Source organism: Antrihabitans spumae (assembly GCF_043944905.1).
In the GTDB taxonomy this organism is placed as follows: Bacteria; Actinomycetota; Actinomycetes; order Mycobacteriales; family Mycobacteriaceae; genus Antrihabitans; species Antrihabitans spumae.
This window is the reverse complement of the sequence record NZ_JBIMSN010000140.1, coordinates 1-10,460: the sequence shown is the minus strand read 5'-3', so window position 1 is coordinate 10,460 and position 10,460 is coordinate 1. Positions and strand designations below refer to the sequence as shown.

9 protein-coding genes and 2 pseudogenes are annotated in these 10,460 nt (G+C 63.2%); 8 read left to right on the top strand and 3 right to left on the bottom strand.

The features are described from left to right. The first annotated feature begins 604 nt into the window (after nucleotides 1–604). On the top strand, nucleotides 605–1,264 hold the full coding sequence (locus tag ACHIRB_RS27275) for a response regulator transcription factor (RefSeq protein ID WP_395118001.1): 660 nt from the start codon (nucleotides 605–607) through the stop codon (nucleotides 1,262–1,264). Here the strand turns inward: ACHIRB_RS27275 and ACHIRB_RS27270 are convergent. Next, a complete protein-coding gene (locus ACHIRB_RS27270; RefSeq protein WP_395117999.1) occupies nucleotides 1,257–1,571 on the bottom strand; it encodes a hypothetical protein in 315 nt (104 codons plus the stop codon). The two genes, ACHIRB_RS27275 and ACHIRB_RS27270, sit on opposite strands and share 8 nt — an antisense overlap. Here ACHIRB_RS27270 and ACHIRB_RS27265 point away from each other — a divergent pair. The 3 genes and pseudogenes from ACHIRB_RS27265 to ACHIRB_RS27255 form a co-directional block, all read left to right on the top strand. Beyond that, a pseudogene (locus tag ACHIRB_RS27265) lies at nucleotides 1,510–2,184 on the top strand (MFS transporter); the annotation flags it as partial. The gene ACHIRB_RS27270 and the pseudogene ACHIRB_RS27265 overlap by 62 nt on opposite strands. Nucleotides 2,185–2,208: 24 nt before the next feature. Beyond that, complete coding sequence (locus ACHIRB_RS27260) at nucleotides 2,209–3,147, top strand: TAXI family TRAP transporter solute-binding subunit (RefSeq protein WP_395117997.1); 939 nt, start codon at nucleotides 2,209–2,211, stop codon at nucleotides 3,145–3,147. Nucleotides 3,148–3,556: 409 nt separating this feature from the next. Beyond that, nucleotides 3,557–3,994, top strand: a pseudogene (locus ACHIRB_RS27255) (hypothetical protein); the annotation flags it as partial. On the opposite strand, the gene ACHIRB_RS27250 reads toward ACHIRB_RS27255, so the two are convergent. Continuing rightward, on the bottom strand, nucleotides 3,991–5,208 hold the full coding sequence (locus ACHIRB_RS27250) for an MFS transporter (RefSeq protein ID WP_395117995.1): 1,218 nt from the start codon (nucleotides 5,206–5,208) through the stop codon (nucleotides 3,991–3,993). The pseudogene ACHIRB_RS27255 and the gene ACHIRB_RS27250 overlap by 4 nt on opposite strands. A gap of 81 nt (nucleotides 5,209–5,289) precedes the next feature. On the opposite strand from ACHIRB_RS27250, the gene ACHIRB_RS27245 reads away from it, so the two are divergent. From ACHIRB_RS27245 to ACHIRB_RS27230, 4 genes are all read left to right on the top strand, one after another. Continuing rightward, nucleotides 5,290–6,159: a LysR family transcriptional regulator gene (locus ACHIRB_RS27245; RefSeq protein ID WP_395117993.1), complete on the top strand. Its 870-nt coding sequence runs from the start codon at nucleotides 5,290–5,292 to the stop codon at nucleotides 6,157–6,159. Between the two features lie 173 nt (nucleotides 6,160–6,332). After that, entirely contained in the window at nucleotides 6,333–7,712 is a 1,380-nt protein-coding gene (locus tag ACHIRB_RS27240) for a glyceraldehyde-3-phosphate dehydrogenase (protein ID WP_395126583.1), read from the top strand. 163 nt (nucleotides 7,713–7,875) lie between these two features. Beyond that, the gene (locus ACHIRB_RS27235; protein ID WP_395117991.1) at nucleotides 7,876–8,163 is read left to right on the top strand and encodes a hypothetical protein; all 288 of its coding nucleotides are present in this window, start codon (nucleotides 7,876–7,878) and stop codon (nucleotides 8,161–8,163) included. Nucleotides 8,164–8,251: 88 nt separating this feature from the next. Beyond that, nucleotides 8,252–9,475 (top strand): MFS transporter, encoded by a 1,224-nt coding sequence (locus tag ACHIRB_RS27230; protein ID WP_465254692.1) that lies wholly within the window; start codon nucleotides 8,252–8,254, stop codon nucleotides 9,473–9,475. On the opposite strand, the gene ACHIRB_RS27225 is transcribed toward ACHIRB_RS27230, so the two are convergent. Next, nucleotides 9,468–10,232, bottom strand: coding sequence for an IclR family transcriptional regulator (locus ACHIRB_RS27225; protein ID WP_395117987.1), 765 nt, complete (start codon nucleotides 10,230–10,232; stop codon nucleotides 9,468–9,470). The two genes, ACHIRB_RS27230 and ACHIRB_RS27225, sit on opposite strands and share 8 nt — an antisense overlap. Nucleotides 10,233–10,460 lie beyond the last annotated feature (228 nt).

Below are 10,460 nucleotides of genomic sequence, written 5' to 3'. Positions count from 1 at the left end.
CTACCGTCACGCAGCATCAGCTGCATGACCCACGAGGATCTGTCCAAGATCCTTGACACACCTCAAGTCTCGAAAGCGGTCGGACGGGAGATAGTGCATAGGCGCGCACAAGCATCCAACACTGCGCGGTCGTCATCAGGCCGGATCCCTTAGGTCCCAACGGTTCTTAGAAATATCGAGGATGGCGGATCGCGTAATCGGCAGCAGGCGCACTTCACTGTCGGTGCCCTGTGCGACTCTGCGCGCCATGGCAATTTGCAAGGCTTGCGATCTGGAAATGCTCGATTCGGTGGGATGCACGTGGCGGCCCAGTCGAATTCTCAATGGGAGGACCAAGTGTCACGACTGTGGTGCGCCGCCGAAAGCACTTCACCACCCGGGCTGTGACGGTGAGCGGTGCCGATGTGGCCACCAAATGCTCATGTGCGGCAGTGGATGCGCATCCGACGAGTGCGAACGTGAAGATGGCCACCACTACGTCGACGGGAGCTGCAGGTGGTGTAATCAACCGTTCGGACAGTTGCGTGTCGTAAGCGGCCGGTAATCCCGTACCGCCGCGCTCGCCCCCGGTAGTCATTGACCCGTACGAGGTGACTCGAGACCGATGCGCATAGCGGTGGTGGAGGACGACGACGGCGTCGGGGACGCGCTTGTGGATGCGTTGGCCGAGGTGGGGCATAAACCTGTCCGTATGCGCCGCGGCACCGATGTTCTGCTCGGGCACCACGAGATGGATGTCGTCCTGCTGGATCTCGGATTGCCGGACATGGACGGCCTCGAGGTCTTGCGCAAGCTACGGACCTTGAGTTCGGTTCCGGTGGTGGTGCTGACCGCCCGCGACGACGAGCGCTCGGTGGTCCGGGCACTACACGGCGGCGCGGACGACTACGTCGTCAAACCAGCTCGACTCGGGGAGTTGCACGCGCGACTCCAGGTCGCCGCCCGACGTCGCATTACGACGATCGATTCCACTGCCGACAGACTTGTTCTCGGCGATATCGTCGTCGATCTCGTCGACCGCAGCGTAGAGGTGAACGGGCGGGGTGCTGCTCTGACGACCAAGGAATTCGAACTGCTGGCTCATCTGGTAACCCGGCGTGGTGAAGCGGTCAGTCGGGAGCAGTTGATGGACGCAATCTGGGGTGACGCATACGTCGCAATTTCGCGGACCCTGGACGTGCACATGACGGCGCTGCGCTCGAAACTCGATCGGCCGGGCACCATTGTGACCATCCGCGGCTTCGGCTACCGCTGGGTTACCTGACGTGCGACGCCGTGTGCTGGTGGTGCTCATGATCTACTCCACCATTGTCGTGCTTGCGCTGTCGGTGCCCTTGGCGGTTCTCGTCGGACGGGAACGAGTGCAGCGTTTCAGCGAAAACCGTGCCGCTGCAGCAACGTTCTTCGCCGAGTTGAGTTCGCGTGAGGGCGAATCCGGCATACCTCGGATCCGAGAGTCCGTGCAGCGTTACAACAGCCTGTACGACGAAGGGATAGCGATCGTCGACCGAGCGGCTCGACGCCGTGCGCAGCGGAGCCGACCAGGCCTCCGGTTCGATGAAAGAACTCATCGGCAACCATTGGCGAGCGCTGCTGATCTGCTTCATGGTGACTGCCGGTGGCACCATCGCGTTCTACACCTACAGTGTCAACGCGCACTCGATGATCAGGACCGCGTACGAGGACCGGGGAATGACCGGCACCTGGATCAACCTCTTCGGTCTGATCTTCCTCATGTTGCTGCAGCCCATCGGAGGACTGATCAGCGACAAGGTGGGCCGCAAGCCGCTCCTCATCTTCTTCGGAATCGGCGGCGTGCTCTACACGTACGTGCTCATCACATACCTCCCGACGGCGACGTCGGTGGTCCAGTCGCTCGCCCTGGTATGCGTCGGTTACGTGATCCTGACCGGTTACACCTCGATAAATGCGATCGTGAAGGCCGAGTTGTTCCCCTCGCACGTCCGTGCGCTCGGTGTCGGTCTCGGTTACGCGCTTGCCAACTCTGCGTTCGGTGGCACCGCACCGCTGATCTACCAGGCGGCGAAGAACGGTGGCCATGTTTCGTGGTTCATTTTCTACGTGACGGTCGTGATCGGGATATCGCTGCTGGTCTACATCTTCGTTCTACGGAACAAGGCAGAGACCGTCCTCGACCGCGAGCAGGGCCGAGCATTTCAATAAGACGCCACGCTTACAGTGACTGACATGGCCAAGCCCGCAGCATTGCTCTCCAGGAGAGCGACGCTGCGGGCTTGCTTGTTGACACTCGGTATTACTGCGGTGGGTTCCTGTGCCCCGGCCACGGCCCCGCAACTGCGACTCGCAGCAGGCGAGGTAGGCGGGTTCTTTTGGGAGTTTGCTGGCCTGCTCTCCGCCGTTGCCGCGAAAACCGATGCAGCGGAGATTATTCCGCTCACGACGGCTGGCTCCATCGACAATCTCCAGGCATTGGATTCCGGTAAAGCTGACCTGGCGATGACGCTCATCGACGCCGCCTACAGCCACCGGAGTTCGAATCTGGCGGCAGTCGGGTGCGTGTACGAGAATTACTTCCAGGTCGCCGTGCGTGCGGACTCGGCCATCGAGTCAGTCGCGGATCTGCGTGGCGTGCGCGTCAGTATCGGTGCGCCTGGGTCCGGTGCGACCGTGGTGTCGCAACGAATCTTCGACGCAGCCGGTTTGGGGGATCCCGGTGCCGTGCAGCAGGTGCAATTGTCGATGCGCTCGGCGGCAGAAGCCCTGTCCAACAACGAGGTCGACGCCGTGATGTGGGCGGGCGGGCTACCGACCCCGGCGTTCGCCGATGCTCGTACGGCCATCCGCTTGCTCGATCTGGGTGCCGTCGTGGCGAACCTGCGGAGTTCGTTCGGCACCGCCTACGAGTCGGTGCCGATTCCTGCGGACGTGTACGGCAAACACTCGAAGGTGACAACAGTAGGAATTCCGAACCTGATGTTGGCACACCCCGCGGTGCCGGACAGCGTTGTCGGGGCACTGGTAGGCCTGCTTCTCGACCAGTCTTCTGTTCTCGTTCCCGGGCAGGCGATCGGGAGCCAATTTCTCGACGCCCGATCACTCGTCATGACCGGCAGTGTCCCCCTGCACCCGGGGGCCGAACGGGAATACCGCAGACGACACGGCTGATCCGAAGTGCTTTAACCGACGGCACTGCTGCGCGGCTTCTTCGCAAGTTCGGCGGGTTCGTCGGTCGACCGAGCTCGACCACGAGCAGCGCCGTGTCCGAGGGCGGAGTTGTCGACCTGACCTTCCACAGCAACGCCAAGACGCTGCTCGGGTTCGATCAGCGGATCGGCGTCGTCTGGGCGAACCTCGACTCCGGCCGGCACCGGTGAGAACTACACAAACGGCGACCGCAGCATCGAGTACACCGTTAACTGATGACCACCGCAGGCGAAGCCCGGCGAAGCGACTATTTCCGCAGGTCACAGTAGTCCGCTGCGTACCAGAACTCGCAGGTTCGAACGCTGTCAGCCCGACAAGGTTTTCGGTGGCTTTCACGATCCCATAACGCCGTACTGCAACGATGTGCTAATTTCCACTGCAGGACGTGTACTGGTCACAAGAAGGCCAGCTGTCGGTGAACATGGTCACCCTCGCGGCGGCGTGCATCGGGTTTGCGGTGTTCGGACTGTCGCCCGTCGATGTGAAGGGTCTTGCCGATGCCGACGTAGCTGCACGCATCGGCGTCATGGCCGCGCTGTCGGTCAACTTCGTGCTGGTTGCGGTGACCGCGCTGAAGGGCAAGTATCCGACTGCACTGCTCGGGATGTTCGTTTCGCCGATTACCTGGATCGCTGCGGTCAGGCTGGCACGGCCGACGTCGCCGTGGGCGCGTTGGCGTTACTCGACGACGAAGCTCGCGCGCGCTCGGCAGCGAGCCGCGGCCTTCGACCACAGGTGGGCGCCCGTGCGGAGACACTGGGACGACTTCATCGGTGGCACCCCGACGCAACAAAGCCCCGCCGATTAGGTTCGGCGCTTTCGCATGGCGAGTGCGCACAGTGCGGTCACCAGGAACAGCGCGAGCGACAGCATCATGACGCCCGGCCACCCGTCGGCACTCCAGGCGTTGCCGCCGAGGCTCCCGAAGACGGACGAGCCGAGGTAGTACATAAACAGATACAGCGACGCCGCCTGCCCGGTGGGGATTCCCGCGGCGTGCGCGCGGGCAGGAACCCAGCCGCTCGCGATGCCGTGAACCGCGAAGAAGCCGGCGGTCAACAGACCGAGCCCGACCACGACGGCAGGCAAGGTAGCCGGACCGGTCATAAGGATTCCGGCTACCGCGAGGGCGACGCCGAGAGGGAGAACGGCATGGCGACCGATACTGTCCGCAACGCGTCCGAACAGCATCGCGCTCAACGAGCCGAGTGGGTAGACGAGAAACACCAAGCTAGCCGCGCTCGGTCCGAGATCGAAAGGCGCACCGGACAATCGGAAGCCGAGCACGTTGAATACGGCAACCAGGGCACCCGACGAGGCGCACCCGATGAGATACAGCAGCACAAGCGCGGGGTCCGACGCGGCCCGCAACGTGGAACGCAGCGCAGTCCGCGTTCCTGACCCGGTCGAGACGAACCGACGGGACGACGGCAGCAACGCGCGCACCACAAGAGCGCACAGCAGCGCGAGGATGCCGGTCGCAGCGAGCGCCCAGCGCCAGCCCGCCACATCGGCGACCGAGCCCGTCAGCAGCCGGCCGACCATCCCGCCGAATGCGGTGCCGCCGATATAGAGACCGGCGGCGCGCGCATGGGTCGACGGATGCAGTTCCTCACGCAGGTAGGCCGTCGCGACAGCCGGAAGCCCGGCTAGTGCAACGCCTTCCACAAGTCGCAAGGTGAGCAGAGTCGACCAATTGGGTGCAAGCGCGCCCGCCGTACCGATCAGCGCTGACGCTGTGAGCGACAGCTGAATAAGTCGGGTGCGGCCGATGATGTCGGACAGGGGACCGGTGATCAGCAGCGCGACGCCGAGGCCCAACGTGGTCAGTGAGACGGTGAGGGTGGCTGCGGTCGAGGAAACTCCGAACTCCGCGCTGAGCGTGGGCAGAATTGCCTGCGTGCTGTAGAGCAGGGCAAAGGTTGCAACGCCTGCCACGAACAGCGACGCCATCACTCGGCGATAGTCGGCTGTGCCGGGTAGGTAGCCCTCGCCGGTCTCCGCTCGCATGATCGCAGTCACACGTCGACGGTCCGCTTGCAGTCGTCATACGTCCAATGCGCATGACTGCTGATGTCGATACGTCAGACGTATGATCGGACCGTGTTCATTCGCGATCTCGACTGGCTCGTAGCCCTTGCCGAGTACGGCCACGTCACCGACACCGCGGCCATTCTGGAAACGAGCCAACCGACCCTCTCGCGCGCGCTCGCTCGGATGGAGACCGAGCTGGGCACTCGAGTATTCGAGCGGTCGACGGACGGCATCCACATCACGCCGGTGGGGGAGATCGTCGTCGCGGCGGCGCGCGATGTCACCGCACGATACGAGCAGTTGCTCCGTGACCTCGAGACCGTTCTGGATCCCGATACCGGCGTCGCGCGGCTTGCGTTCCTGGATTCGATTGCCACGTCGGTGGTTCCGGCAGTGCTGCGTACGGTTCGGGACGAAGCGCCCCGAATTCGGGTCGTGCTGCGACAGGAACCGGGGCACCATATTCTGCGCGATCTGGATTCGGGGGCAGTCGACCTGGCGATCACATCGGGAAGGCCACCGGGGGACTTCGGCTGGCACGCCCTGCAAGAGGATCGACTGGTACTGATCGTTCCACCGGGGCACCGCTTCGCGACACGAAAGGCGCTGCGACTCAACGAGGTTGCCCGTGATCAGTTCGTCATGACGCCGCTGGGGTTCGGCTTCCGCAGCCACGTCGATGCGCTCCTCGGCGATGCAGGCGTCGTCCCCGATGTTTCCTTCGAGAGTCAGGACCTTGCGACGATCGAAGGTCTCGTAGCGGCAGGGCTCGGGGTCGCGATCGTTCCCGAGCCGTCCGCCGGTGCGTCGGGGACGATAGGTATCCGAATCAGCGCCGATGGTGCACGACGCACGATCGGTCTCACCTGGCGTGCCGATCGGCAATTGTCTGCTCCCGCAGCGCGTTTCCGAGACATCGTCGGAGCTGCCTGGGAGTGACCCTGAGAAAGTGTGCGTTCCCGCTCGGAATCCGAGAGCAAACACACACTATCGCCTACAGCTCACTCCGATATCCTCGTATCTTCAGTAGCCCCGAATTCGACCCCAAGGATGTTTGGTTGACCTCCCCAGAATTGACCCGTTGGAATGAGCAGGAAGCAATCGCGGAGGCGATGATTCCAGTCATCGGTGCTCTGCACCGCACCAAGGGTGTGACGATCCTGCTGCACAGTCGGTCTCTGGTGAACAAGTCGGTTATCAGCATCCTTCGAACCCACCGCTTCGCGCGCCAGGTCGGTGGCGAGGAGTTGTCGGTCGACGAGACTTTCCCGTTCCTGCAGGCGCTCGCTGCCCTCGACCTCGGACCATCGAAAATCGACCTCGGTCTGCTGGTGATGGCATATCGCGCCGACGGGCGTGGATTGTCGGTTCCCGACTTCACAGCCGTTGCGCTCGACGAGGTCACAGGCGACAACAAGAGCGAACCGCAGGGTCCGCGGGACGTGGTCCTCTATGGCTTCGGTCGTATCGGTCGGCTGGTCGCCCGCCTGCTCATCGAAAAAGCCGGGTCGGGCAACGGGTTGAACCTGCGAGCTGTCGTCATCCGCAAGGGTGGCGAAGGTGACCTGGCGAAACGCGCGTCGTTGCTGCGGCGCGACTCGATCCACGGGCACTTCAACGGCACGATCAAGGTCGACGTAGACAACAACGTGCTCGTCGCCAACGGCAACGTCATCAAATTCATCTACAGCGACGACCCCGCGAGCGTCGACTACACCGAATACGGCATCGACGATGCGATCCTCATCGACAACACCGGCAAGTGGCGCGACCGCGAGGGGCTGTCCAAACACCTGCGTCCCGGCATCGCCAAGGTACTGCTGACCGCGCCAGGCAAGGGTGACGTCCCGAACATCGTGCATGGCGTCAATCACCGGACCCTCGATCTCGAGCAGCAGATCTTCTCCTGCGCTTCCTGCACGACCAACGCCATCGTTCCGCCGCTCAAGGCGATGGAAGACGCGTTCGGTATCACCCGCGGTCACGTCGAGACCGTGCACTCGTTCACCAACGACCAGAACCTGCTGGACAACTTTCACAGTGCGGATCGTCGTGGCCGGTCTGTACCGTTCAACCTGGTGCTCACCGAGACGGGTGCGGCCTCCGCCGTCGCCAAAGCGCTCCCGGACCTGAAGGCGAAGATAACCGGCAACTCGATTCGAGTACCGACGCCCGATGTCTCGGTGGCGATCCTGAGTTTGCAACTGAGGCGCGAAACCACGAAACAGGAAGTGCTGGAGAACCTTCGACAGGCATCGCTGTCGGGTCCACTGAGCCGCAATCTCGACTACACCGCCGCGACCGACGCGGTGTCCAGCGACTTCATCGGATCGAGGGCAGCGTGCATCATCGACGCCAACGCCGCGATCGTCGACGGCGACAGCGCGATCCTCTACGTCTGGTACGACAACGAATTCGGCTACTCGTGCCAGGTCGTGCGGACCGTGCAATACCTATCCGGAATCGAGTATCCGACGTTCCCGAAGGGATGACGGCAGGCGAGCGACGTCAGATGGCGAACATCCTTCGCACCCACGCGAGTATTGTTTCGATCGGTAGCGTGATATCGGCCACGGGCACTCCTCATGTCGAACGGCCCCGAGGGTACGAATTCTAGCGTGCTGACGATCCTCGTGCTGTGACAAGCTGAAACGTATGGCCAAGGATGTCGAGCACACCGAGGATGGCCGCTACATAGTCGTCAACGGTCGGCGTTGGCGTGCGACGGATCCGGCAATTCCGGACGATCGTAATGCGGAGTTGCGCTCGATCCTGATGGCGTGGCGACGAGAAGTGAAGCGAACGGACGGTGCGCCGGAGGCACGCGCAGGCGTGCAGGCCACGAAAGTTGCTCTCGGCGAACGGGGTACACCGTGGTGGGAGCAATCCGACCACGAACGGCGGGCGCGCTGGGAAGCAGGCGTGCCGAGACCATCCGACTAGGTCGGAGGCGCAATTTCACTCAGTGAAATCTATCGCTGGTCCGGAAGGTGTGGTCCCTGTCACGGTCTAGAACATGTCATCTCTCCAAATGCCCAAGACAGGTCCGGCGACATCGGGTCGAACGGATTCGACCATGTGGCCCACGCTGCTGTGCTGGATCGCCGTCGCGTTGGACGGCTTCGATCTGGTTGTGCTCGGTGCCGTCATCCCGACAATCTCGAAGTCCGGCGCGCTCGGCTTCACCGACTCGTCGCTGACCGTCGCATCGACGGTCGGACTGATCGGCGTCGGCATCGGGGCGGTGACCATCGGACCACTCGCCGACCGATACGGCCGCAGAATAAGCCTGATCAGCAGCATCGCGGCCTTCTCTGTACTGACCATTGCGGTTGCGTTCGCGCCGAATGTCGAAACCTTCACCGCACTACGGTTCCTTGCCCGCCTCGGGCTCGGCGCGTGTCTGCCGACTGCACTCGCGTTTATGACGGAGTTCGCGCGTCCGGGTCGTGGCGGGTCTGCAGTGACTCGAATGATGACCGGCTATCACGTCGGCGCGGTCCTCACGGCGCTCCTCGGCCTCTGGGTAATCGAGGCATACGGCTGGGAGGCGATGTTCGTCATCGGCGGCGTTGCAGGTCTGCTGACCCTGCCGATCATGTGGGCCAAACTCCCCGAGTCCGAGTCTTACCTCGCGGCCAAGTCCGCACCTGCTGAAACGCAGGCGGTGAGCCGCAGTCGCGATGTTGTGAAGGGCGTGTACCTGCGGGTCAGCATCGGTCTGTGGTTGGCGTCGTTTATGGGTCTGCTGCTCGTCTACGGACTCAACACCTGGCTGCCGAAGATCATGGGCGAGGCGGGCTACTCGATTCGTGCGGGCACCGGACTGCTCCTCGTGCTGAATGTCGGCGCGGTGATCGGCCTGCTCATTGCCGGCGCTATCTCCGATTCGCGTGGCAACAAGCCGACCGTGCTTGCCTGGTTCGGACTCGCGGCAGTGTTCCTCGCATTGCTCTCGATCAAGATGAACAACTCGCTGCTGGTGTATGCAGCCGTGTTGCTGACGGGAATCTTTGTCTTCAGCGCGCAGGTGCTCGTCTACGCCTTCGTCGGCCATCTCTACCCAGCTCGGATCAGAGGTACAGCGCTGGGGATGGCTGCCGGTGTCGGGCGTGTGGGAGCGATAGTCGGGCCGTCGATCGGTGGTGCGATGGTGACCGCCGGGATCGCGTACCCCTGGGGTTTCTACGGTTTCGCGCTTGCCGCGCTACTCGCAGTCGTTGCGCTGGCGACGGTCCCTGCGCGTATCACGTAGTCGGCATACTGCGCGAAATACCCTGTGCAGCAACGTGTAGCGCGGCGGTGAGACGTGGTCGGTCCCGTTTGAGGCTCGGCACGACGATGCCGAGGGCGGCGATGACCTTCGACTCTCCGCCGATGCCGCCTGTGATGGGTACCGCCACCGAGCACGCGCCGAGCGTCATCTCTTCGATCGTCGTCGCATAGCCGTCGCGGCGAATTCGGGTCAGCTGTTCGTTCAAACGCACCGGCTGGGTGATCGTGAACGGCGTGACCCGCGTCAAGGCAGCCAACGCGCGGGCGTGGACGTCGGCGGGTGCATACGCGAGCAACACCTTGCCGACGCCGGTGCAATGCATCGGCAGTGTGGACCCGACCTTGCTGACGACCGGGACGGACGCGTGCCCTGACAGGCGGTCGACGTAGAGGACGCGGTCACCTTCGCGCACCGCGAGGTGGACGGTCGCGCGGGTGGCCGCATAGATGTCGTGTAGAAACGGCGACGCAACCTCTCGGAGCCCGGTCTGTACGGGCGCAAGGAGGCCGAGGTTCCAGATCATGCGGCCGATCATGTACTCGCCGCTACTGTTTCGGATCAGTGCACCGCCGTCGACCAATTCGTTGATCTGGCGGTATGCCGTCGCCGTCGGTAGGTCGGCACGCTCGGCGAGTTCGGTGAGGGTCAAGCTGCGATGGTGTTGGTCGAAGGCCGACAACAGTGCGAGCGCCCGCGAGATGACGCTTGCGCCTGGTCGCCCGGTGTTGCCGGCCATCTGCACCCTCCTCGTATTTCACTCAGTGAAATTCTACCCTCGACGTGACGGCAGCCACATCGATACCGTCAACGACATGAGCGCTCCTCCCGCCAGCCGGATGCCGGTGCTGTCGTCGCAACGTGACATCTCCGACGAGATTGCCCGACTTCAGAATTCGTACGCCGGGAGGCTGTTGCCGAATTGATTGCGGCTTCTGAGGGCTGCTGAGAGTCGGTGTCGTCGTTC